Annotated in this window: 18 protein-coding genes and 2 tRNA genes; 10 read left to right on the forward strand and 10 right to left on the reverse strand. The window is 48.6% G+C overall.

Translation table 11 applies throughout. The annotated features are described in order from the left end of the window. Nucleotides 1-33 precede the first annotated feature (33 nt). A complete protein-coding gene (locus GWK09_RS13060) occupies nucleotides 34-1,317 on the reverse strand; it encodes a TolB family protein (RefSeq protein ID WP_163693901.1) in 1,284 nt (427 codons plus the stop codon). Between the two features lie 363 nt (nucleotides 1,318-1,680). Here GWK09_RS13060 and GWK09_RS13065 point away from each other — a divergent pair, with 363 nt between their 5' ends. Further along, entirely contained in the window at nucleotides 1,681-2,946 is a 1,266-nt protein-coding gene (locus tag GWK09_RS13065) for a BspA family leucine-rich repeat surface protein (RefSeq protein ID WP_163693902.1), read from the forward strand. A 1,001-nt stretch (nucleotides 2,947-3,947) separates the two neighbouring features. On the opposite strand, the gene GWK09_RS13070 is transcribed toward GWK09_RS13065, so the two are convergent. After that, nucleotides 3,948-4,032: transfer RNA gene (locus GWK09_RS13070), tRNA-Ser, on the reverse strand. A 221-nt stretch (nucleotides 4,033-4,253) separates the two neighbouring features. Between GWK09_RS13070 and GWK09_RS13075 the strand changes: the two genes are divergently transcribed. Next, the gene (locus tag GWK09_RS13075; RefSeq protein WP_163693903.1) at nucleotides 4,254-4,718 is read left to right on the forward strand and encodes a (2Fe-2S)-binding protein; all 465 of its coding nucleotides are present in this window, start codon (nucleotides 4,254-4,256) and stop codon (nucleotides 4,716-4,718) included. Nucleotides 4,719-4,747: 29 nt separating this feature from the next. Beyond that, the gene (locus GWK09_RS13080; RefSeq protein WP_163693904.1) at nucleotides 4,748-6,949 is read left to right on the forward strand and encodes a xanthine dehydrogenase family protein molybdopterin-binding subunit; all 2,202 of its coding nucleotides are present in this window, start codon (nucleotides 4,748-4,750) and stop codon (nucleotides 6,947-6,949) included. Between the two features lie 22 nt (nucleotides 6,950-6,971). On the opposite strand, the gene GWK09_RS13085 is transcribed toward GWK09_RS13080, so the two are convergent. From GWK09_RS13085 to GWK09_RS13095, 3 genes are read right to left on the reverse strand one after another with little or no spacing between them, the layout of a single operon-like run. Continuing rightward, nucleotides 6,972-7,979, reverse strand: a complete 1,008-nt coding sequence (locus GWK09_RS13085; RefSeq protein ID WP_163693905.1) for a 4-hydroxyproline epimerase — start codon at nucleotides 7,977-7,979, stop codon at nucleotides 6,972-6,974. Nucleotides 7,980-7,985: 6 nt separating this feature from the next. Continuing rightward, a complete protein-coding gene (locus GWK09_RS13090) occupies nucleotides 7,986-9,569 on the reverse strand; it encodes an aldehyde dehydrogenase (NADP(+)) (protein WP_163693906.1) in 1,584 nt (527 codons plus the stop codon). An 11-nt stretch (nucleotides 9,570-9,580) separates the two neighbouring features. Next, on the reverse strand, nucleotides 9,581-10,498 hold the full coding sequence (locus GWK09_RS13095) for a dihydrodipicolinate synthase family protein (protein WP_163693907.1): 918 nt from the start codon (nucleotides 10,496-10,498) through the stop codon (nucleotides 9,581-9,583). Between the two features lie 199 nt (nucleotides 10,499-10,697). Between GWK09_RS13095 and GWK09_RS13100 the strand changes: the two genes are divergently transcribed. Further along, a complete protein-coding gene (locus tag GWK09_RS13100) occupies nucleotides 10,698-12,260 on the forward strand; it encodes a M28 family peptidase (RefSeq protein WP_163693908.1) in 1,563 nt (520 codons plus the stop codon). Nucleotides 12,261-12,394: 134 nt separating this feature from the next. Here GWK09_RS13100 and GWK09_RS13105 read toward each other — a convergent pair. Further along, nucleotides 12,395-12,470, reverse strand: a tRNA-His gene (locus tag GWK09_RS13105). A gap of 318 nt (nucleotides 12,471-12,788) precedes the next feature. Between GWK09_RS13105 and GWK09_RS13110 the strand changes: the two genes are divergently transcribed. Continuing rightward, the gene (locus GWK09_RS13110) at nucleotides 12,789-14,804 is read left to right on the forward strand and encodes a tetratricopeptide repeat-containing sensor histidine kinase (protein ID WP_239530935.1); all 2,016 of its coding nucleotides are present in this window, start codon (nucleotides 12,789-12,791) and stop codon (nucleotides 14,802-14,804) included. Here GWK09_RS13110 and bshB1 read toward each other — a convergent pair. From bshB1 to ccsA, 4 genes are all read right to left on the reverse strand, one after another. Further along, entirely contained in the window at nucleotides 14,801-15,523 is a 723-nt protein-coding gene (bshB1, locus tag GWK09_RS13115) for a bacillithiol biosynthesis deacetylase BshB1 (protein WP_163693910.1), read from the reverse strand. The two genes, GWK09_RS13110 and bshB1, sit on opposite strands and share 4 nt — an antisense overlap. 12 nt (nucleotides 15,524-15,535) lie before the next feature. Continuing rightward, nucleotides 15,536-16,714 (reverse strand): trans-sulfuration enzyme family protein, encoded by a 1,179-nt coding sequence (locus GWK09_RS13120; protein WP_163693911.1) that lies wholly within the window; start codon nucleotides 16,712-16,714, stop codon nucleotides 15,536-15,538. Nucleotides 16,715-16,752: 38 nt separating this feature from the next. After that, complete coding sequence (locus GWK09_RS13125; protein ID WP_239530936.1) at nucleotides 16,753-18,165, reverse strand: MATE family efflux transporter; 1,413 nt, start codon at nucleotides 18,163-18,165, stop codon at nucleotides 16,753-16,755. Between the two features lie 126 nt (nucleotides 18,166-18,291). Next, nucleotides 18,292-21,468, reverse strand: a complete 3,177-nt coding sequence (ccsA, locus tag GWK09_RS13130; RefSeq protein ID WP_163693912.1) for a cytochrome c biogenesis protein CcsA — start codon at nucleotides 21,466-21,468, stop codon at nucleotides 18,292-18,294. Nucleotides 21,469-21,610: 142 nt separating this feature from the next. Here ccsA and GWK09_RS13135 point away from each other — a divergent pair, with 142 nt between their 5' ends. From GWK09_RS13135 to GWK09_RS13155, 5 genes are all read left to right on the forward strand, one after another. Further along, the gene (locus GWK09_RS13135) at nucleotides 21,611-22,375 is read left to right on the forward strand and encodes a Rossmann-like and DUF2520 domain-containing protein (RefSeq protein WP_163693913.1); all 765 of its coding nucleotides are present in this window, start codon (nucleotides 21,611-21,613) and stop codon (nucleotides 22,373-22,375) included. Next, a complete protein-coding gene (locus GWK09_RS13140; RefSeq protein ID WP_163693914.1) occupies nucleotides 22,359-22,886 on the forward strand; it encodes a KdsC family phosphatase in 528 nt (175 codons plus the stop codon). The genes GWK09_RS13135 and GWK09_RS13140 overlap by 17 nt, the downstream gene beginning before the upstream one ends. Then, nucleotides 22,879-23,478: a Maf family nucleotide pyrophosphatase gene (locus tag GWK09_RS13145; protein ID WP_163693915.1), complete on the forward strand. Its 600-nt coding sequence runs from the start codon at nucleotides 22,879-22,881 to the stop codon at nucleotides 23,476-23,478. Before GWK09_RS13140 ends, GWK09_RS13145 begins: the two co-directional genes overlap by 8 nt. 116 nt (nucleotides 23,479-23,594) lie before the next feature. Next, nucleotides 23,595-24,446, forward strand: coding sequence for a septum formation inhibitor Maf (locus tag GWK09_RS13150; protein ID WP_239530937.1), 852 nt, complete (start codon nucleotides 23,595-23,597; stop codon nucleotides 24,444-24,446). Between the two features lie 5 nt (nucleotides 24,447-24,451). Continuing rightward, nucleotides 24,452-24,997 carry a mechanosensitive ion channel domain-containing protein gene (locus tag GWK09_RS13155; RefSeq protein WP_163693917.1) on the forward strand — a complete coding sequence of 182 codons (546 nt, stop codon included), beginning with the start codon at nucleotides 24,452-24,454 and terminating at the stop codon, nucleotides 24,995-24,997. Nucleotides 24,998-25,063 lie beyond the last annotated feature (66 nt).

Here is a 25,063-nt window from a genome sequence, read left to right on the forward strand (position 1 = left end):
TTTGGCAGGTATTTATATTTCAGATCTTTCGGATTAGTCTTCGTAATAAATATTGGTGTATACACTGTTGGGGTCCATGGGCAGCAATTCCATAAAGTCGTATTTCCGTTTTGCGGTGGTCCTGTCCTGCCCCTCTTCTTTCATTGAAAATACGAGCTGACGGACTTGTGCATCCAAAGCACCCCGGTTAGACATGATGATCGCCAGGCCTTCTTCTGCTTTCAGGCTCAGTGCAAAATCGTCCTGAGAACTGTTGAAGGGAGCGCCGAGGTTCACGGCCACCCCTACCTTTCGGGTTTCCACCTGCACGGCGAACAGGTCGAGTCCACCCATCCCTTCCCTTCCATTGGAAGCGAAGAAAAGCAGGTTATCACCCACCAGGTTAGGGTACATCTCATTCTTTTTGGTATTTACCTTTTCACCCAGGTTCTTGGCAACGCCGAAGCTACCATCCTTTCGGATATCGGCCACGTAGATGTCGTACTTCCCAAAGGTGCCCGGCATATCAGAGGCAAAGAAGAGTCGCTGCCCGTCAGGAGAAATTGCAGGATGCAAGGCTGACGCGTATTTCGGGACAATACCGACCTCGGTCACATTGATCCACTGCCCGTTTTGATACTCGGTCCGGTAGATCTTGTGTACCGGTTCCTTTTTAGAAAACACACCCACTTCAGGCTTCAGATAAACGGCTTTACTGAAATAGGCTGTCCGGCCGTCTGCTGAGAGGGCGACAGGGGGAGTATATCCCTTTGCGGGCACTCTAAATTCCGGGCCTTGTATGTCCGATCCTTCTTTGTCGATTCCCGCCAATTGGTGCAGGGATTCCAGAGCGCGTTCCCTTTGCAGGGGATCCACGGGTTTGAATTGGAAGTTCTGCTTTTTGGAAGGAGTGGATTCCGCCACCATCTCATCCCGACCACCCTGATATTCCTTTCGGATATCGGAGTACCAGTCGGTTTGGGAAACGGATTTTTCAAAGTTCGCGATCCCTGCCTTGTGCATGGCAACCTGGTACCTTTCCATATAACTTTTAGAGATCTCCTCGGTTCCGACGAGGTCTATCAGCTTCTGGTACCAGAAAGCAGCGGTGGCGTACTTCTCAGCCAGGAAATTGGCATTACCGAGGTCTTCAAAGATCTCCTTTTCGGAATAACCCAGCTTTGAGAGTTCGAGATAGTCCTCGATACGCTTGTCGGCCTCAATTTTTTTAGTCAGTTCCTTAGAGATAAATTTGTTTTGCTGCGCCTGGACAGGGCTGCAAAGCAACGGCATCAATCCCGCCGCAACGATTTGTAAACAGAGAGTAAAATTCTTCATAAGGTAAGATATTGGGGTTCATCAGGATAAATTTCGCAAGAGTCCCCTCCAACGTATTATCAATTTTTCACAGGATTTTTTGGTAAAACTTCGATGAATGGCATAAAATCCATTGTCTTGCTAATAAATTTTCACAGTTTCGGTGAATCGACCATAAAAATCGACCGGTGATATGCTGCGGAAACCATATGTTAAAAGCAAGAACTATGGCCCTGTATTTCATCCGAAAAAAGGTGTCGGTTGTCGATGAATTGATGGTCGACTTTACAATTTCTATACTTTATTTATGTCCACTGCTTTAATCCAAATTCCTCATGCTTTTTCAGCCGTTCACTATTTAGGCTACCTGACAGAAATCATTGGTTGGAAATCAGGTTTAGAATACATTTAAAGATTGGTCAGAAATTTCAGGAATCCGTAATGAAATGTGCTCTTAACATAGTAGCTGTTTTGATATCCCTGGCACTTATTCTGGCATGTGCCAAAGATCCCACTGAAGACCCCATCTATTTAGCCCCCAACGGCATTACCATTAAATGCGATCCCTCGGCCAATGTTGGCGACACTTTTGAAGTCAATGGCATTACCTATACAGTTGTGGATGAGGAGATGTTGCGGGGAATGGTAAGTCAGGGTGCTGATGTCACTACCCTATGTACCACTAAGGTTACTAATATGAGTAATCTTTTTGAAGGTCAGGGTCAAAAATCAACATTCAATCGGGATATAGGGTCCTGGGATGTGAGTAATGTAACCAACATGTCTTTAATGTTTCGATGGTCAGAATTTAATCAAGATATCAGTGCCTGGGATGTCAGCAATGTTGAAAATATGTATGGAATGTTTAAAGAGTCCCCATTCAACCAGGATATCAGTGCCTGGGATGTAAGCAATGTTACGGATATGAGTCTGATGTTTCGTGCTTCTAGATTCAACCAGGACATTAGTGCCTGGGATGTCGGGAATGTAACAAGTATGGTGGCTATGTTTAGTTTAACACCGTTTAACCAGAATATCAGTGCCTGGGATGTCGGGAATGTTACGAATATGAATAGTATGTTAGAAAAGTCATCGTTTAACCAAGATATAAGCGCATGGGATGTTAGTAAGGTAGAGAATATGTCTCGTATGTTTTTGGAAACGCCTTTTAATCAGGATATCAGTTCCTGGGATGTCAGTAATGTCACTGATATGTCAATTATGTTTACTAATACTCCTTTCAACCAAGACATAAGTAAATGGGATGTAGGTAAAGTTAATACTATGTTCAGTATGTTTTCTTATTCCCCATTCAACCAGGATATTGGTATCTGGGATGTCAGCAATGTTACCATAATGACTACGATGTTTCGTAATACAACTTTCAACCAAGATATCAGTGCCTGGGATGTGAGCAACGTTACTGAAATGTTTTATATGTTTAATGGAAATCAGTCATTTAACCAACCTATCGGGAACTGGGATGTGAGAAATGTTACTGATATGGCTAACATGTTTTCTAATACCCAATTCAACCAGGATCTGAGTGGCTGGAACGTGGATAATGTAACCTCTTGTTTTGAGTTTAGTATTAACAACCCCCAATGGACCCTTCCCAAACCCAACTTTACCAATTGTAATCCCAATTGAGGGTTAGCAGTACCCTTCAGAAGAAGGCTAGCTTACATCGTATACTTATTTAAAAATTCTTTCTAACGGACCTTCCTGTCAATTCGAATGGTTCCTCTAACCGGGGTCGATCACTCCCTTGCGATCTACCGGCTGATAAATCAATTTTCCCGGGGTTCTTAACCCCACCCCAATCTTAAATTAAACCCCAGGGCTGCATAATACAATCAGGACCAAGAACATATGAATTGTAGATTAATCCCATAAAACAGGTCTTCTAAAATATAATATTGGAGAATAGATTCACTGATCTTTTGAGGTTGAACTTCAATCACATATTTTAAATTTAAATCTATCAGCCGAACATTTCCGGGGCTGCTATCCCCACCCCAAATTCAAATTACATCTGAAGGCTGCATCGTGCAATCAGAGGTCCGTGGTAATTAAATAAAAAGAAAAGTATCCCAGGGATTAGCTGAGCTGATCCCATTTCTGGGAATCCCGGGCAAGCATGAAAACCCGGACCGAGCGTCCAAAAAAGGTCTTGTAGACCTTTTTTAGTGAGGGGCCAGCCGGTGCGGTGGCCAGTCCACTTTTGATTCTTGATCCTATTCATGTGGGATTAACTGCGTTGATCCCAGATTGGGAATCCCAGGCAAGCATAAAAACCCGGACCGAGCGTCCAAAAAAGGTCTTGCAGACCTTTATTAGCGAGGGGCCAGCCGGTGCGGTGGCACGGCTACACCTTATCAGAATCTCAAAATCTTATCGGGATTAGCTGCGCTGATCCCGTTTAGGGAATCCTGAACAAGCATGAAAACCCTTACCAAGCTCCGCTTGGTGGGTTTCGATTATGTAGGGATTAACTGCGTTGATCCCAGATTGGGAATCCCAGGCAAGCATGAAAACCCTTACCAAGCTCCGCTTGGTGGGTATTTTTATTTCCCTTCGCCTTTTTGAAGCGAGCTTCACAGGCGAAGGGAAATAAAAAACCCGCAACCTTCGTTGCGGGTTTTCTTTTGCGGAGGAAGAGGGATTCGAACCCCCGGAGGTGTGACCCTCAACAGTTTTCAAGACTGCCGCATTCGACCACTCTGCCATTCCTCCGATGCGGGTGCAAATATAGGAAGCTTTTTTTGTTCTCAGAAGATTTTTTTGAGATTTGAAGTCGGCCTGAGCATCCCATTCAAGTCATCCGGTTTAAGCATTTCACAAACGTTTTCTCCTCCGTAGATGTTGATAACTTTATTCCCGTGAAAACCTGAAAATACCACGGATAAAGGAATTATTTATTATCTTGAACGTAATCAACTCCTTACAAAAATATTATGGCAAAGTATTCCCTGAAGGTCAACGGAAAAAGCGTTGATGTAGACGTGGATCCCAATACCCCTATGCTGTGGGTACTCAGGGACCACCTCCAATTAGTAGGCACGAAGTACGGATGCGGTATCGCTCAATGCGGTTCCTGCACCATTCACCTCGGCAATGCGGCAGTACGCTCCTGTCAATTGCCTGTCGCCGTGGTCGGCAGCCAGGAGATCACCACCATAGAGGGCCTTTCTGAAAAGGGGGACCATCCGGTACAGCAAGCGTGGCTGGAACACGACGTACCCCAATGCGGTTACTGCCAGGCCGGACAGATTATGTCTGCAGCCGCTTTGCTAAAGAACAATCCCAGCCCTTCTGATGCAGACATTGATGCCGTCATGGATGGCAATATCTGCCGCTGTGGTACCTACGTGAGAATCAAACAGGCGATCAAGACTGCTGCCAAAACCCAATCCGCCTGATCAAAACAGGCCCAATAAACTCATAGATCATGACCAAGATACAGACACAATACAACAGACGTTCCTTTATCAAGATATCGGCTGCAGCCGGTGGAGGAATGCTCATCGGTTTCAGCTGGCTGAATGGATGTAAACCCAACGCTCCGGAAATGGCAGAGGGACTCCCGTTGCCCGAAGAATGGTATGAGATCAACGGTTATATCAAGATCGGGGATACCGGATTGGTTACCATCTACTCTCCTAACCCGGAGATCGGCCAGAACGTTCGGACTTCCATGCCCATGATCGTGGCCGAAGAACTCGATGTTCCCTGGGACCACGTGGTCGTGGAACAGGCACCCCTCAATACGGGATTCTACCAGAATCAGTTTGCCGGAGGAAGTTTATCTATTCGATTGAGCTGGAATGCCTTGCGAATGGCCGGAGCTACCGGAAGAAGAATGCTGCTCGAGGCGGCCGCCAAGGAGTGGAGAGTTAATGTAGCTGATCTCAGCGCCAGTGAGGGAGTGATCACGGAAATCAATGGGGATCGTTCCGTTACATACGGTGAAATAGCTTCCAAAGCCGTGGGTATTGAAGTTCCGAAGGAAGTAGAACTCAAGGAACCCAAGGATTTCAAACTTATTGGGACCAGCCAGAAAAATGTGGACGGAAAAAAGATCGTCACAGGAGAACCTCTCTTTGGCCTTGATTTCCACAGAGAAGGGATGAAATTGGCTATGATCGCCCACGCCCCGGCATTCGGGATGACGGTAGGTGATTTCAATGAAGCCGAGATCAAAGCCATGCCCGGCGTAGATGATGCCTTTGTCATAGATACTTCCATCAACGAACCCGGAATGTTTGACGAAAAAGGATTCCACCAACTCATAGCCATCGTAGGTGATTCTACCTGGCCTCTGATGCAGGCCAAAAAAGCACTGAGGGTAAAATGGCAGACCACAGGGGAACTGGAGAGTACCGCTTTGCACAAAAAACGCCTTGCCGACGCCCTGGAAAAAGGACAGGTTCAGGAGAGCAGGCGGGACGGAAACCCGGATGCCGCCTTCAGGAAGGCGGCCAAGGTCATCGAGCGCACCTATAACTGTCCCTTCATCGCCCACAATACCCTGGAACCCATGAACTTCTTTGCCCATGTCACCGCTGACGGAGCAGAACTCATCGGGCCTACCCAGACCCCGGAAGCTCTCGAAGGCTCCGTAGCAAAGATGCTGAACATGCCCATTGAGAACATTACCGTGAATATGACCCGGATCGGAGGAGGTTTCGGACGCCGTCTCTATGTGCATTTCGGGCTGGAAGCGGCCGCCATATCTAAAAAAATAGGGGGGCCTGTCAAATTGATTTACACCCGTGAGGACGATATGTCCCAGGGTACCTACAGGCCTACCTACAGTTCCGTGTACAAAGCGGGACTGGACGAGAATAACAACCTCATCGCCTTCTCAGTTAGAGGAGCCGGATTGCCTGAAGGCCCAGTATTCCCAAACAGGTTCCCGGCCGGAGCAGTGGAGAATTATTCTGCCGAAAAAATCATGGCTCCTACCAATGTGACTACCGGAGCCTGGAGAGCCCCACGGTCCAATTTTACGGCAGGAGCGGAACAATCCTTCCTGGATGAAGTCGCTGAACTCGCTGGAAAAGATCCGATCGACTTCCGTCTTGAACTTTTCGATCGCGCCATCAAGGATCCCGTAGGAGGTGAATATGACTACGATGCAGAGCGTTATGCCGGCGTCCTGAAGATGGTCAAGGAAAAATCAAACTGGGGAACCCCCATGCCGGGTGTGCACAGGGGTGTGGCCGCCTATTTCTGTCATTCCACCTATGTAGCTGAAGTATTCGACATGGTGATGGAGAACGGAAACCCGGTCATACAAAAAGTCTGGTGTGCCGTGGATTGCGGCATAGTGGTGAATCCTGATGGTGCCGTGAATATGATTCAGGGAGGTGTGGTCGATGGAATTGGCCACGCCATGTACAGTCAGCTCACCTTCGAGAACGGATCGCCCAGGGAGATGAATTTCGATACCTATAAGCTGATCCGTCACTCACAGGCGCCCCGGGAGATAGAGGTGTTCTTTGTAGAAAACGAGATCGCCCCAACGGGACTGGGTGAACCTGGCCTTCCACCGGCAATGGGTGCTCTGGCCAACGCCATGTATAAAGCTACCGGGGTTCGGTATTACGACCAGCCCTTTATGGGTATGGAAAGACAAGTACTGGGCTGATAGGTCGGCGCACTACAAGGGGTCAAATGACCTGAAAACCACAGGCAAAAGGGTCCGCCTCATCGATGGTGATCCTATTATACCCGGTGGTCCTGGCCCACCCCTGAATACCGGGGATGATTGCCTTGTGCTCCCCTACCCGGGCCTGCTTTTCTACAGTCCCTGTAAAAGTAGAACCAATGATGCTTTCGTGTACAAAGGGTTCTCCCTCCTTTAATTTGCCCTGGGCGTACCATTGGGCCATCCTGGCCGATGTACCCGTACCACAGGGGGAACGGTCGATAGCCTTGTCTCCGTAAAATACCGCATTACGGGTAGTTGAAGTAGAGGAGATGGGCGTTCCTGTCCACATGAGGTGACTCACATCCCGGATCGTGTGGTTCTCCGGATGTACGAATCGATCCGGATACTTTTCATTGATTCGCTGGCGTATGGCCGGACTGAGTTGGACAAGTTGTCCCGCACTAAAATGCGATAGTCCGGGATAATTCTCTTGTGGGTCGATGATCGCGTAATAATTCCCTCCGTAGGCAACATCAAAGGTCAGAGGACCTAATACAGGACAGTTCACTTCCAATTTCTCTGCTGCCAAATAAGAGGGTACATTTTCGAGTTTTACCCAGGAGACCTTTCCTTTATCCATCCCGTATGTGGCCACGATTGTTCCGGCCGGGGCTTCCATTCGCACCACCCCATGAGTCCTGGGAAGGATCACCTTTTCCTCGATGGCCATAGTGATAGTGCCTATGGCGCCATGACCGCACATAGGCAGGCATCCACTAGTCTCGATAAAGAGGATTCCGAAGTCGTTTTCGGGATCGACCGGAGGATAGAGGATACTCCCGCTCATCATGTCGTGACCCCGGGGTTCGAACATAAGGCCCTTGCGGATCCAGTCGTATTCCCTGAGAAAATGTTGTCTTTTCTCACTCATGGTTTTACCCTTGAGCTCCGGACCTCCTTTGACCACCAACCTAACCGGATTTCCACAAGTATGTCCGTCTACGCAATAAAATGTCTGAAGCGCCATGGATTCTTATACTTTATCGTGTGAAAGCCTGCCGTCTAAGCGCCTGAGTAGGTTCAGGGGATTGGCGTTCTGTAGGGCCGGCGGCAGAAGGGAGTCCGGGCAATTCTGGAAACACACCGGCCTGAGCCAGCGATTGATGGCGTCCTCCCCTACAGCGGTGAATCTGCTATCTGTAGTGGCCGGATACGGCCCGCCGTGATGCATGGAGGCGCAAACCTCCACTCCGGTGGGCACCCCGTTAAAGATGAGTCGGCCTACCCTGTCTTTCAGCTGTCTCAGCAGAAAATCGTATCCCTCCATTTCTTCAGGAGTACCGATAACAGAAGCCGTGAGTTGTCCTTCAATCAAAGCAACGGATCGTTCCAGTTCTTCTATGTCCCGGCATTCTACCAGGAGGGAAAAAGGTCCAAAGACTTCCTGATGCAGCTTGGAATTTTCCCTGAATTCGGAGGCCTTAACTTTTAATATCGTCGGCCTGCCCACATTGGCCTCAACGGGTTGGGTATGCTCTGCGATCACTTCCGTTCCTTTCTGAAGCCTGGCCTGTTCTTTTCCTTTGTTGAATTTATCCGCTATATCAGGATGCAACATGGACGAAGGGACCACCTTAAGGATCTCCTGGGAAAGGAGGTCAGAAAAAAGATCCAGGTTCTGATTTTTTATTCCCATCAGGATCCCCGGGTTCGTACAGAATTGTCCGCTACCCAGTGTCACCGATCCGGCAATGGTTCCGGCCCATTTCTCTTTTTCTTTTTTAAGGATCTCAGGCAGCAGGATAACGGGATTCACGCTTCCCATTTCCGCAAAGACAGGGATGGGTTCCTTCCTGGATGCGGCAATATTGAACAGGGCCCTCCCTCCTCCATGACTTCCTGTAAAGCCGACAGCCTTGACCTGCGGATGTTTCACCAGGGCCTCCCCTACCTCGTGGCCCTTGCTGTTAAGGTGAGAAAATACACCTTCGGGCAGATTGAGATTCCGAGCCGCTTTTGCGATGGCGGAGGAGACCATATTCCCTGTCCCTGCATGCATGGGGTGTCCTTTTACGATCACAGGGCACCCTGCAGCCAGGGCACTCGCCGTATCCCCACCGGCGGAAGAGTAAGCCAATGGAAAATTACTGGCCCCGAAGACCACTACGGGACCGATAGGAACCATCATCTTCCGGAGGTCTACTTTGGGGTTGGGTTTCCGATCGGGTTTGGCTGTATCAATACTGGGCTGAACATAGGATCCATCCTCCACCAGGCCGGCGTACAATTCCAGCTGGCCAATGGTCCTGGCGCGTTCCCCCTTTGCCCTGCCCTCCGGCAATCCTGATTCTGAACAATACAGACCGATCAGGTCATCCCCCAGGGCGGAGATCTCCGAAGCGATCCCCCGAAGGAAAGCGGCCCTTACCTCTCTTCCAGACTCCGCATAAAAAGGGGCCGCATGGTGTGCGAGTTTTACGGCTTCTTCGACCTCCTCTTTGGAAGCCTCATAAAATACCGTCTCGTTTTCCCGATTCAAAATGGGATTGATGGTTTTGAAGGTGACCTTTCCCCTCTGGGTCCTGTTGTATCCAATGATATTTTTTCCGTCGAGCATTTTCTTTTCTTCTAATTCGTCAGGTTCAGACCAGATAAGGCCGGCCTGTTAGTCAGAGCCGTATCGATGATCCGTTGAACCCTTTCTCTTTCCGCCCCTTGGAGAGGAAGCCTTGGTGCCCTCACGTACTCACTGCCCAGGCCGGTAGCTACTTCAGCCAGCTTGATGTTTTGCACCAATTGCGGACTGATGTCGAGTTCGAGCAGAGGCATAAACCACCTGTAAAGGGCGAGTGCTTCCTTGTAGTGTCCCGTTTTAGCCAGATGGTAGATGGCAACGGTCTCCTCGGGAAAAGCACATACCAGGCCGGCTACCCAACCGTCTGCCCCGGCCACCAGGCTTTCATACGCCAGTGTATCCACCCCGCAGAGAATTTTCAGGCGGTCCCCGAATTGGTTTCGCAGGCGGGTGATATTCGTGATATCGCGCGTAGACTCCTTGACGGCCTGTATGTTCGGAAAGCGCAACAACTTCTCGAACATGGGGAGGGTCACTTCTATCCCATAGTCCACAGGGTTGTTGTAGATCATGATGGGAAGATCCGTGCTATCAGCCACCACTGAAAAGTAGGTGACGGTCTCCTTTTCATTGGCTTTGTAGCGCATGGGAGGCAGCATCATCAAGCCGTCAGCCCCGAACCTGGCCGCATTTTCCGCAGCCCGGATAGCCCCTTTCGTGGATTGCTCCGCTATGTTGATGATCACAGGTACATCCTCTCCCACGCTCTCTACCGTTGTCCTGACCAGGATTTCCTTTTCACCCTCTTCCAGGGTACTCGCCTCCCCGAGGGTGCCACCTAGGATGATCCCGCTGACCCCTGCGTTCACCTGTACTTTTATATTCTTCAGGAATAGGTCGAGGTCCAGGGTATCCTCTTTCGTGAATTTCGTGGTCACAGCCGGCATGACCCCTTCCCATACTACTCTCATATTGCTTGGACTTAGAGATGCAAAGTACATTACTTTCTCTGCAAACACAAGTGTTCCACCCTCCGAATTCAACTTTTGATTTCATGCCTGAAGCACTTGATTTTCAGCGATTCACAAGAGTAACGCCCGGGAATTTTAAGACACTTTTGGTACATATTCTGAGAGTTTTACCTATTTTTGGGCCACTTAAAAATCCGTGATGACAAAGTATTTGTACCTAATGGGCCTGATCTGTGTGGCCGCATGTAATTCTACCAGCAAGACATCGAGCGCACCTGCTGTTTCCATTTCTCCTGCTGACCCGGTTCTCTACGCGGGCACCATTACAGAGGGAGAACTCAAAGATCACTTGTATACCTATGCTTCGGATGAATTTGAAGGCAGGGAAACCGGCAAGGAAGGCCAGAAAAAAGCGGTCAACTATCTGCGTCAGCATTATGTGGACCTCGGTATTCCCGCCGCACAGGAAAACGGGGACTATTTCCAGAAGGTACCTCTGGAGATTCCGGTGCTTCCCGAAGGTTACATGGTTATAAACGGGAAGAATTTCACGGCCGGAGAAGATTTTACCCCGTCTGATCCCATAGAAAGTTCTTTCGATGAAATCGTCTATGCAGGCTACGGAATAGACACCCCTGAATATTCGGACTACCAAAATCTCGACGTGCGCGGGAAAATACTTTTAATAAGATCTGGCGAACCGAAAAATGCAGACGGCACCTATGTGATTTCCGGATCCGATAAACCCTCTGAATGGAGTGTGATCACGGAAGATCCTCCCGGGAGAAAGGCTAAAGTGGCCGGGGCCAAAGGGGCCAGGGCCGTTTTATATCTGGATCTGGATTATTTTGATCAGATTCTGGCGTATTACAAACAGAGTAAGAAAAGTACCCGTCGCAGGATGATCATCAAGGATCAGGACGAGTCGGCCGCCACGGTATTTATAAGCGAAGCCATGGCTAAAACCATTATACCCAATCTGGATGATCTGAAAAGCTCTGTGATTCGCAAGGCGGACATAGCGCTTTCCCTGAAATCAGACAATGAGCAGATCGATACGGAGAATGTAGTGGCCTATATCAAAGGTTCTGAAAAACCCGATGAATACGTGGTCATCTCCTCCCATCTGGACCATATAGGAATCTCCAGAGATGGAAGTATCAATAACGGGGCTGATGACGACGGCTCAGGTTCGGTCGCCCTTCTGGAGATCGCAGAGGCCTTCCAGAAAGCAGTTGAGGCGGGGAACAGACCCAAACGCTCCATAGTATTCCTTCATGTTACCGGAGAAGAGAAAGGCCTGCTTGGATCCAGGTACTACACGGATTACGATCCTATCTTTCCCCTGGAAAAAACGGTCGCTAACCTGAATATCGACATGATCGGCCGAATAGACCCCAACAGGAAAGGCGATCGCAACTATATTTATCTGATCGGTTCTGACAAGCTCAGTTCAGAACTACACAGCCTTTCCGAGAGGATCAATGAAGAGTATGCCCAGATCAGCCTGGATTATACCTACAATAATGAGAATGACCCCAACAGGTTCTACTACAGAAGTGATCATTACAACTTTGCGAAGAACAATGTGCCTATCATTTTCTACTTCAACGGCACACACGATGACTACCACCGTCCCGGGGATACTCCGGACAAAATCAATTACGACCTGCTCACCAATCGTGCCCGACTGATCTTCCATACGGCCTGGGCAGTGGCAAACCGGGATCAAAGAGTGAAAGTCGATAAGCTTTCGAAATAGAAGGTCCCAAATAAATCACAGATCGTATAACAAAAAACCCCGCAAAAATGCGGGTTTTTTTTTACGTGTAATCCGGCAGGTGCGTGGGATACAATGAAAAGTCCCGCTTTTGATGAGCGGGACTTCGAGCTTTTGGGTGGAAGACCGGGCTCGAACCGGCGACCTCTGGAACCACAATCCAGCGCTCTAACCAACTGAGCTACAACCACCATCAATAAGCGGTGGCAAAGGTAATTTTTTTTACGCAATACGTCAACATAAAACCATCGATATTTTCAAAGGGAGCATGCAAAACGAAGGGAACCACTCCGCTTTTCGTCTATGAATAAATAGGTGTTTATTTCGGCCAAAAGATCACAAATATCGATATAACACACAAAAAATGGCATTTCACAACAATTATTAGAACAGGCCTCCCTCCAGAACTATTTTTATGACTGTTTGATATTATAAGGTATGCGCCTTCTGGCAATTTCTCTTTCCGGCCGATCCAAAAGCTTTTGTAAAGCTTTGTACTGCCTCGCGTTTTTGCTTGCTGCATCGCCAGGCAATGCTCAGGCGTCGAAGGTTGAAGAATTGCGTGCCGAGATCAAAAAACAGCAAGACAAAATCGATTTCAAGGTCACCGATACACTCTATATCGACCTCCTGAATGACCTGGCAAAAGAAATTCGTTTCTACAATGCGGACAGCCTGCTCAGCCTGTCTGAGAAAGCCCTTGAATACAGCAAGAAAGCCGATTACACAAGAGGGCAAAGTATGGCTTACCTGCGTCAGGGCGATTATTACTCTGACAAAGGAGAACGGGATGCGGCCATCAACAATTTCACCAAGGCCCTGATCCTGTCGAGGAATATGGAGGACAATGCCCTGACCCTGAGGATCATCAACAACCTGGCAACAGAATATTCCTATAACGGCGATTATGCCAAGTCCCTGAACAACTACCTGGAAGGGGTTGAGATGGCTGAACTAAAAGGAGAAAAGGAAATGTTGTCCATCCTGAATGAAAATATCGCAGCCTTGTACGAGTCCCAGGAAGATCACGAACAAGCCCTGATTTTCTACCAGAAAGCAAAAAAACTGAACGATGAGATAGGCAATGATATCAGTTCAGCAGAGACCATGAGTAACCTGGCCTCCCTCTATGCCGAAATGGGGAAACTCGATTATGCAATGTTCAATGTGAACAGAAGTATTTCCATTTTTGAAAAACACCGCGTAATGGACTGGCTGGCCTATGCGTACGAAACCAAGGGCAAGGTCTATCTCAAGCAAAATAAGTATCAGTGGGCTCTTTACTGGTACAAACAAGGCGAATTGATTCACCAGGAACTGGATGACGACAGGGGAAAGATCCACCTGTACAATGGTATAGCGGAAGCTTATCTTGGACAAGGAATTGACAGCCTGTCTCAGAAATACGCCATGGAGGCCTATGATATTTCCAATCAGATCAAATTTCCGGAAGGAATTAGGGACTGCGCCTATACGTTATACAAGATCAACAAGAAAAACGGGGATTTTGAAAAATCTCTGGCCTTTCACGAGATCTTCCAGGACATTACCGAGACCCTCCACCGAACGGAAAACAAAAAGAGCCTTACCCTGCTCAAGACCCGGGCCGAATACGATCAGCAAAAACAAGAGCTTATCGAAGCTAACCAAAAAGCCCTGGCCAAGCAACGCGGCCTCATCTATGCGGCCATCATTGTCCTGATCATCTTTGCCATCATTACCTTTTTTATAAAGAGGGCGGAAAAGATCCAAAAGAGGCTCAACGCCGAATTGCAGGCAAAGAAAGAGATCCTGGAAGAACACGAAGCGGCCCTGGTAGACAGCAACGATACAAAGACCAAGCTTTTCTCCATCATCGGTCACGATCTCAGAGGGCCTATCGGCTCTCTGCAGGGATTACTGCAGATGTTTAGTGACGGGGAAATGACCAAGGATGAATTTTTTCAGTTCATCCCCAAGCTAAAAAGCGATGTGGACCATATCTATTTTACCCTCAACAACCTGCTTTCCTGGGGTAACTCCCAGATGAACGGAGCAACGATCAAACCCAGTGTTTTTGCGCTTGAATCCCTGGTAGACGACAATATCAATTTGCTTTCGGAACTGGCGAAATCCAAATCCATAAAGATCGTCAGCGAGCTTTCAGGTAATACCCTGATCTGGTCCGACAGTAACCAGATAGACATCGTGATCAGGAACCTGATCAGCAATGCCCTTAAATTCACACCAGACAACGGAATGATCACGATCACGGCAAAGGAAAAGAACGATCTGTGGGAAGTATCCGTAAGGGATACGGGCGTTGGGATGGATAAGGTAACCATCGAAAAACTCTTTAAAAAGAACTCCAATATTACCACCTACGGAACCAACAATGAAAAAGGTACCGGACTGGGATTATCCCTTTGCAAGGAGATGGTGGAAAAGAATGGGGGCACCATCTGGGTAGAGAGCGTATTGAGAAAAGGAAGTACCTTCTTTTTCACCCTGCCCAAGGCCGAAGACAAATACAGCCAGGCCAGTTAAAAGATATCACTGAGACTTTTCACCCCGATAAACCGCTCCACGGTAAAACCTTCGGCGTATTCCACACCCACCATCCTGCCCAGGTCACGGGCCCTGTAGGTAACGCTATCGGTAAAGTTTTTGCTGCTGATAGGCGTATTGGGCTCCTTACTTTTGGGATCGTAGAACTGTGAGGAGTAAGCGCCGATCGCTTCCATCTTCTTTTCCATAAATCCCGTAATATCCACTACAAAGTCAGGCTTCAGGTTTTTCCATTGTATGTAATGGTAGACCTGTTTCGGACGCCAGGCCTCCTGCCACTCATCATCCCCTTCTGCCATGGTATCGATCTTGATCAGGCCACTTAGAAAGCAGGCATGACTTACCAGTTCACTTCCCCTGGCGTGGTCTATATGTCTGTCGTGTACTGCATTGCAAAGGACAATGTCCGGTCTATAGGTCCTTATTTTTTTTATAAGGGCGAGTTGGTGCTTTTGGTCATTTACAAAAAAACCATCCGCGAATTCCATATTTTCCCTGACACTAAGCCCCAGGATCTTCGCAGAAGCCTCTGCCTCCCTGTCCCTGATCTCCGCACTTCCCCTGGTTCCGAGCTCACCCCTCGTCAGGTCGATGATCCCTACCTTCTTCCCCAGGGATATCTCTTTGGCAATGGTTCCTCCTGCGCCCAGTTCCGCGTCATCGGGGTGGGCGCCAAATACAAGTATATCTAATTTCATAAAATCGTGATATTAATGGGAAGGTGCGGCTACACCCTTTTTCCTGACCGCCAAAATGGCTTGTTCTATATCTTCCTTAAGATCTTCAACCTCTTCGATGCCCACAGAGAAGCGTATAAGGCCATCTCTGATACCCTGTTTTTCACGTTCTTCAGCAGTGAGCAAAGCATGAGAGGTCTGAGTAGGAGAAAGTACGGTACTCTCCACTCCAGCAAGGCTCATGGAAGATTTAATGAGTTTCAGGGATTTCTGAAAAAGGGAGGCATCTATCTGTTCTCTTAATTCAAATGACATCATCCCCCCAAAGCCGTGCATTTGCCTTTTTGCGATCTCGTGGTCCGGGTGATCTTTAAGCCCCGGATAGTACACATGGCTGATATCGGGGTGCTGGCTAAGCCATTCTGCCAGTTTTCCGGCATTTTCATTTTGAGCTCTGACGCGGATCCCCATGGTCTTAATGCTCCGCTCCAGTAACCAGACCGTGTAGTCACTAAGACTTCCCCCAAGGTTCTTGGCCAGGTTGAAAATACGCTCCATATGCTCCGCTGAACATGCCACTGCGCCGGCTAGAATATCAGAATGGCCTCCCATATACTTGGTGGCACTGTGGATCACCACATCGATCCCAAAATCGATCGGATTCTGGTTCACCGGACTCGCAAAGGTATTGTCAATCATTGAGACGATACCGTGCTCCCTAGCGATTTCAGCAAACGCCTTGATGTCCGTGATGGTCAAAAGGGGGTTGGAAGGTGTCTCAATATAGACCACACGGGTCGTAGGCTTGATAGCATCCGCAAAGGCTGCAGGGTCAGACCCGTCGATAAAGGTGTATTCGATTCCAAATTTTTCGAACTGTTCGGTGATCAGGTGGTAGGTACCTCCGTAGAGCATTTGCTGAAGGACCACGTGATCTCCGGCCTGTAGGAAGGAAAGGAGGGCTGTACTGATGGCTGCCATCCCACTCCCGAAGATCATAGCCGCCTCTGCGTGTTCCAGGGCAGCTATCTTTTGGGATAATGCCACCTGGTTGGGGGTATTGAAATACCGGGGGTATCTTTTGATTTCGACATCCTCAAACGCATACGAAGTGCTCATAAACAAGGGAGAGACCGCTCCTTTGAACAACGTATCTTCGATCTCTCCCACATGGGTGCATATGGTGTTGAGACCCTTTTTCTGTGTCTTCATAAGGCCTTTTTTGGTGGTGTTAAAGGTACAAATTTAGCTCAAACCACGGTTTGCTTCCAGGATCCTTTTCTAAACCATACCACAGCCATGACCGAAAGCAGTACCTCGGCCAGGAGGATGGCCAGATACACCCCGAGAACCCCCCAGTCGAGATAGAGAGATACCAGATACGCGAACGGCAATTGCACCAGCCAGAACGCGATAAAGTTGATCTTAGTTGGGGTTCGGGTATCGCCGGCACCGTTAAATGCCTGGGTGACCACCATACCATATGCATAAAAAATGTAACCTGCGGCCACGACCTGAAGGCAGAGAGCGCCATTTTCCACTACGGGGGTCACATCCGAAAAAACAGCAATGATAGGTCTTGCCAGAACAAGGTATACCAGGGAGATAAGAAACATAAAGATGGCGTTGTATTTGCCTGTGATCCAAACCGACTTCTCCGCCCGGTCGGGTTTTTTAGCCCCGAGGTTCTGACCTACCAGGGTCGCGGCTGCATTACTCATGCCCCATGCTGGCATAAAGGTGAACATCATCACCCGGATGGCAATTGTATACCCCGCCAGAGCCTCACTCCCGAATTCGGACATGAGTCGCATCAGAAAGACCCAACTGGAGGTGCCGATCAGGAATTGAGCGATCCCACCAAGGGAAACTTTCACCAGGTTGAACATCACCTTGAGATTTAATACTAAATCGGAAAACGCAAGCCGGATCCTGCTGCCCCCTTTAAAGAGGATGTAAAGCTGGAAAAGGACCGCACTACCCCTCCCGATATTCGTCGCGATGGCAGCACCGGTGACCCCATAAGCCGGAACAGGCCCCAGGCCAAAAATAAAGATGGGGTCGAGGATGATATTCAACCCATTGGATACAATGAGGGTCCACATTGCTACGGAGGCATCCCCTGCACCCCTGAAGATCGCGTTGATGAGGAACAGGAGAACAATAGTGATATTTCCTCCCACCAGAAATTTAGTATATCCGTGACCCTCGGAAATAAGATCGGAAGAACCACCCATAAGGGAGAGAATTTCTTTTGAAAACCGCAACCCTACCAATCCAATGACCACAGAGATAAAGATTCCCAGGAAAATCGCCTGAACAGCCGCCCTTGCCGCGCCTTTCTCATCCTTCTCCCCTATCCTGCGGGCTACCACGGCCGTAGCAGCCATGCTCAATCCGATAGCCAGGGCATATACCAGAGTGATCACCGACTCCGTAAGCCCTATGGTTGCCACGGCATTCACACTTACTCTGGAAACATAGGCTATATCGACAATAGCGAATATGGACTCCATCATCATCTCGAGGATCATGGGCACCGAAAGCATAAAGATAGCCTTGCGGATGCTCCCGCTGGTAAAATCGGTCTGTTTGCCTTTTACCGCATCCATGAAGCTCGAAAACAATTTCGACATGGGATTAACGGATGCTTTCTGTTCCATCGCACATAGTATCTAAACCAAATAGGACAGCATAGCCGCCATACCCATGGGCATGGTAGCCATTATTAAGGTGGGTATTGAAGCCGTAAAGTTGCAAAAAATCGCGTTACGATGAGAGAACAGCCGTTAATCTGTGTAATTCACGCGGTACCTCCAGTAGCTAACGGCCCCGAGCAGCATAACCCCAATTACCGTGTACCATATAAATGAAGGGGTAATGACCTGTGCCCCACTCGCATAACTATGCAGGCCGACCAGGTAAAAATTGACCCCAAAATAGGTCATCATAATTGAGGAAAAAGCGATGATACTGAGAAAATTGAACGTCCACCTGCCTCTGAGTCCGGGAACAAGCCTGGTATGGATTACAAACGCATAAATGAATATGGAGATCAGGGCCCACGTTTCTTTGGGATCCCAGCCCCAGTATCGACCCCAGCTTTCGTTAGCCCATTGCCCACCGAGGAAATTTCCTATGGTCAGCATGATCACCCCAACCGTAAGGGCCAGTTCATTGATGATCGTCAGTTCCTTGAGGTTGAGATCCATCTTAGCCTTATTACTCTTGTTGGTAAGGATGATAAGCAGGAGGGAGACCACTCCGAGGATCATTCCTACGGTAAGGGGTCCGTAGCTCCCGACGATCACCGCCACATGGATCATCAGCCAGTAACTGTCGAGCACCGGGACGAGGTTGGCGATGGACGGATCCACCCAGCTCTGGTGTGCGATCCAGAGCAGCATGGAGGTTACAAAGGTGGAGGCCGCTATGGTCATATCGCTCTTCCTGCCCAGGGAGATACCCATGGCCAGGGTAGCCCAGGAAACGTACAGTATACTCTCGTAGGCATCGCTCCAGGGAGCATGGCCAGAAATATACCACCTCATTATGAGTCCGGCTGTATGCCAAATAAAGAACAGGTAGATCACCCCTTTGAAGAAATACGTGGCGATCTTCCAGATCTCCCTCTCCTTAAAGATCCTTAAGACGAGTACCAGGAACATGAGGATCCCGACCAGGGCGTAGTATTTGTAAAGCCTGTTGAAGATGTCGAGCTTGTTGTAGATGGTCTCCGCCTCAATTCTGTTTTCTGACGGCAGTACTTCTGAGCCGTGATTCTTCTGATTTTGTGAGAAAGCCTTGAGTATCTTATCTGCTTCGGTGTAATCCCCGGTAACCTTTGCCTCCCTGAGAGACATCAGATAATAGGGTACTACATTGCGAATGAAATTGGCATAGAGGGAATCGCTAACCTGGAATCTGCCGCTGCGGAATTCCGTGGCGGAGATCCATTTGTTGTTCTCATCGTCCAGAAGGGGAAAGATTTTCAGGATCTCCCCGCTAAGAGTTCTGTCTAGCAAACTCAGCCTGAAATAAGCATCCTTGAAATCCTGTTGAAACTTATTGGGTGTGTTTGTGGCAAAAGCCTCCTGTAGATAAGGTCCCAATTTGTTCCTGCCCTGGGCATCGAAAAAATCCGTTGCCTTAATGTACCTCTGCCCTTGCGGAACCCCGATGATCTTGCGGATACTGTCATTCTGCGCTTTCTTGTCGAGCGCGATAAAATCCGTATTGTACCACAGGGCCGGATTGAGCATCATGGAGAGGAAAACCTGATCTGCGTTGAGGTCCTTATAGGCATCCTTGAGGCTCAATTTCCTGAGTAGTTCCGATGCAAAGGTATTGATAGGCTTCATTCGGCCTCCTTCATCCTGCACAATGAGCTTACCGAACCTGGCTGCGTGTTCGTCCGGGATGGTGGATGCCCGTAACATAGAATCGAGATCGGTCTCGCTAGGGCCGGAAGTATGGACGTGATCCGCAGTTTGTGGCGCTACCTGTGCATTCATTGGCAGTAGCATCCCTATCAACAAAACGGCCGTGAGGGTCGCTTTTTTCTTTTTCAGTTTTTCCAGGGAGTTTGCGAGGTCCTTAAACCGCGTTTTTCCGAAGAACATGATCCCCAATAAACCGAGATAGAGCATGAAATATCCCGTATAGGTGATCCATGTTCCGGGTCGGTCGTGGTTTACCGAAAGGACGGTCCCTTTTTCATCGGGATCGAAGCTCGCCTGGAAGAATCGATACCCTTTGTGGTCCAGGACATGGTTCATGTAGATGTCATAGTCGAAAGGGCGCTCATCCTCCACAGTGATCTTACTCATAAAGGAGGCATAGGCTTTTTCGGTACCCGGATATTTCTCAGCGATAAAATCGTTGAGTTTGATGCTAAAAGGCAATTCGTATATCTTGGAACCATATCCCAGGGTAAAATCCAGTCCGCCTAAGGTAAATTTGTCCATGTAGCTGCTACTGCCCTTACCCCCCAACACCTCTTTTCTCACGGTCTCTCCCCCGGTGGTGATATCCAGGATCAATGCGTCCTGAGTGTTCGGGGTCTGTTCTTCTTCAGGTACCTGCACTACGCCGTATGATCCTTTGATCACGGGTTCCGGAAAGACGAACTGCATGTTCCCGAGCGAATACAGGGAACGCAGTTGCAGGGTTTGCAGACTGTCTTTCAGGAGGTCTCCCTGAAACTGGTCTGCCATCCGCATAAAACTGCCTTCAAATGGGGATTTGATCTGATAAGAAGTACCGTCCCAGTAAATATTGATGGCTCCTTCGGTTTCCTTGTTCAAGGCGAAAAGCACGTTGTGAACATTGGCCACTTCCCCTTCCGAAAGGAAGTGTTCATGTCGGTTTCCGTCTCCCGACTCAACGATCTTCAGAAAGTTGGTTCCGTTCTCGTCAGGGACCAGACTTCTTTTAGCCCCTTTGATAAAACCGGCAAAGGAGATCTCGAAATCCTGACCGTTGAAATCATCTCTCCAGGGAAGGGATGATTGAATTCCTTCCGGGGTGACTATAAGATCGTCCTGCAAAGGTTTTCGCTTGAGTTCCCCCTCCATTTCCCCGTCCACGAGGACGGTCAGATAGGTCTTGTCCGAATAGAAAATGTTTTCGGTATTCCCTTCACGTATGGGCATCATCCCCTCATAGCCGATGTAGCGCGTAACCCCCGCTCCCACGATGATCAGGATCCAGGAAATATGTAATAGGAGAACTGGCCATTTATTCCACTGCAGGAGGCGGTACCTGAACATATTGCCGATGAAGTTGATCACGAAAAAGATCATGATGATCTCGAACCACTTTGCGTTGTAGATGTAGATCTTTGCAGTTTCAGTGCTGTACATGCTCTCCATAAAGGTGCCTATGGCCATAGCTGCAGCGAACAACAGGAAAAGAACCGCCATCAGACGAGTGGAAAAAAGGATCTTCTTCAGGGTCTTAATCATAAAACCAATTCACTTTAGTGATATTCAGGCGCAAAAATACAGCCTTTTTACCTTTTAGCCTGCCGGTTGGCAGTATAAAAAGTTAAACATTTTTGTTAATTCTTTTCAAAGCAACTCCCTCCCAAAAATTGTACTTTTGGGCATGCTCAAGGTAACCCTTATCGGAACCGGGAACATATCTAAGTTCCTATTCAAAGTCCTGTCCGATCATCCCGAAGTGGCCATAGTGCAGGTTCTGGGAAGAAGTGATAAGGCTCTGGAACACTTCAGGGATCGTACAGCCGTAAGCATTGATCTCCGGGAGATCAAAAAGGCAGATGTGTACATCCTCGCCATCAGTGATGAGGCCATTGGGGAGGTGGCCCACAGTCTGGAGATAGGAAGTGGACTGCTGGTACATACAGCCGGAAGCATCCCCATGGAGGTACTCCCGGCCAGGGTGAGGCGTGGAGTACTCTACCCTCTTCAGACGCTGAGCGGGATCCTGCCCGAAAAAATGATGGATATCCCCATCTGTATTGAAGCTTCAGAGGAAGAGGACTACCTCATTCTGGAAAAACTGGCACATTTCATTTCTCCACGTGTAGAACACATCAACTCGGACCAAAGGAAACACCTCCACCTCGCAGCGGTATTCGCAAATAATTTCAGCAATCATTTGTTCTTTCTCTCTTCGGAGATCTGTGAGGATCACGGGGTGGATTTCGATCTGATCCGGCCGCTTATACGCGAAAGCTATACCAAGGTCTTGTCCCAGTCGCCATATGACGCTCAGACCGGACCAGCCCGCAGAGGGGACAACAAGACCATGGATGCTCATCTCGAAATGCTCAGGTCGCCCCGCCTGAAGGAGATCTACGAACTACTCAGCAAATCAATCCAAAATACCTATGGAAAAGAGTTATAAGACCCAACTCAAAAACATAACCACTTTTATCTTTGATGTAGACGGTGTTCTTACGGACGGCCTGGTACTGGTAACCTCCGAAGGTGAACTTCTTCGCAAAATGAACGTACAGGACGGTTATTCCATTAAGACCGCCATCCAAAAAGGGTATCGGATCTGTATTATTTCCGGAGGGACCAACGAGGGGGTCACCAAAAGGTTGAAAGGGCTCGGAGTGGAAGACGTTTACCTTGGGACACACAACAAAGCAGAGATCCTGGCCAGGTATATGGATCAGCATACCATAGATCCGGAGGAGGTCCTTTACATGGGGGATGATATACCGGATATCCCCGCCATGCAAAAGGCAGGGTTGCCATGTGCCCCTCAGAACGCTACCCCGGAGGTCAAGGCCATCAGCAAATATATCTCCCACAAAAAAGGCGGAGAGGGTTGTGTGAGGGATGTGATCGAACAGGTATTGAAAGTGAGGGGAGATTGGTTCCAAAATTTCAGTGCTGCCAATGATTGAGGATCCACTCAGCGTAAGACTAAGGAGTTACAGGATCCTGCTCGCCTCAGGTTCCCCCAGAAGGCAGGAATACCTCAAAGAAATGGGCATTTCCTTCGAAGTGGTTCGCAATCCCGTAGACGAACAGTATCCTTCCCATCTCTGGGGTGCGGAGATCTCTGACTATCTGTCCGTGCTAAAAGCAGATTCCTTAAAAGCAGATCTCAGGGAGAAAGATATACTTATCACTGCAGACACCGTGGTCTGGCATAATAATACCTCCCTGGCAAAACCATCGGACCTGAAGGAGACGATTGAGATGTTGGAAAGACTCTCAGGCGACTGGCATGAGGTGATCACCTCGGTGTGCTTTACGACTAAGGAGGACCAGCGAGTGGTGAACAGCACCACCGAGGTCAGGTTCCGAGAGTTGACGCAGCATGAGATCCGTTTTTACGCAGAGCGATTCCGACCCATGGATAAGGCCGGGGCCTATGGGATCCAGGAGTGGCTGGGGATGGTGGCGATTGAGGAAATCAGGGGATCCTATTCCAATGTGGTTGGATTGCCCACGCATTTAGTTTACAAAACGTTAATGGCCATGGCGAGGTGAACTGTGTTGGGTACTTTCGCAAAAAAGCGTTTATGTTTCTTATTTCTAATAGAATTTCAATCCTTTTTCTTTTGTTTATCGCCCTTTTTTCCTCTTGCCGGAAGGTGGAGAAGAAAATGGCACAACAAGAAGACGAGGTACAACAAGAACAGATCAAACCCAAACCCCTCACCCAGCCTTTTAAGGACTACTGGTATGCTGGCGAAGCCGAAATAACCTCCTACGAACTCCAGCAGGCCCGCTACGGCGAATTGCGCCCGGGCAAAGCCGTACTGATCTATGTGACGGAGCCTTTTGTACCAGGGAAACAGGTAAAGGCAGATGCGAGTTCCCCCTCCAACATATCCGTCCTGAAACTCAATGCTACCAAGAACTTCCTTACCGGTATCTACCCCTATTCCGTGATGAGCAGCACATTTTATCCCGTAACAGACAACCAGCATGCCCTCAAAGTGACCTCCTCCATTCAGGAGTGGTGCGGACATGTATTTGCCCAACTCAACAACAGGGACCAATTTGAGGTCAGTACCTACTCGTATTTCGAATCGGAGGGAGACCAGCAGATCAGCCTGGATAAAGTACCTCTTGAAAACGAGATATGGACAAGAATCAGGATCCGCCCGGAGGACCTCCCGGTCGGTACTGTTTCCATGATCCCATCCTTTGACTACCTGAGACTGGTGCACAAACCTGTACAGGCCTATAAAACAGACGCACAACTCGTTCGGGAAGACGGATTTTTCACGTATACCCTGAACTATCCCGAGCTTGAACGCAAACTGATCATCCGATTCGATGAGGAATTCCCCTATACCATAGATAGCTGGGAGGAAACCTATCCCAGCGGATTTGGGTCGAATTCCAAAGTTCTCACCACAAAAGCAAGGAAAATTAGTTCCCTTAAGACACCTTACTGGCGCCAAAATGGAACTGAGGATGTATCTTTGCGGGATACATTGGGACTTTAATTTATATGGAAGACTTTATTTTAGGGCATTACAGCGAATTGCTGAGTTCAGGGATCATCCTGGTCGTGGTGGTCATTCTCCGCTTCCTGACACACAAGACCGTTCGGAAGGTAGGCAGTATCAGCGAGTTGAATCAGGCGCGCACCAGGCTGGTCAGCAAGTATATTTCCTTTGGTTTCACGGTACTTGCCGTGGTGGCCCTGATACTGATCTGGGGAGTTAACATCAAAGAACTCGGGCTGATCCTCTCCTCCGTATTTGCGGTGATCGGAGTGGCGCTCTTCGCCCAGTGGTCTATTTTGAGCAACGTCACTGCGGGGATCATTCTGTTCTTCTCCTTTCCCTTTAAAATTGGCGATCGGATCCAGATCATGGACAAGGATCTCGAAACTTCCGGCACCTATCTGATAGAGGATATCAGGGCCTATCACATCCACCTCAGAAAGGACAACGGCCAACTGGTCACCTATCCGAACAACCTGATGCTTCAGAAAGCCGTATGCGTGGTCTCTGATGAAATCATTGAAAATGAAGGCAGTGACGCCATCTGAGCTGTTAAAGAAGTCGTAAAAACAGGCCAAAGCTTTATGATCTTTCTATCTTTGAGGACCGAATAA

It is taken from the genome of Muriicola jejuensis, from assembly GCF_010671595.1.
GTDB lineage: Bacteria > Bacteroidota > Bacteroidia > Flavobacteriales > Flavobacteriaceae > Muriicola > Muriicola jejuensis.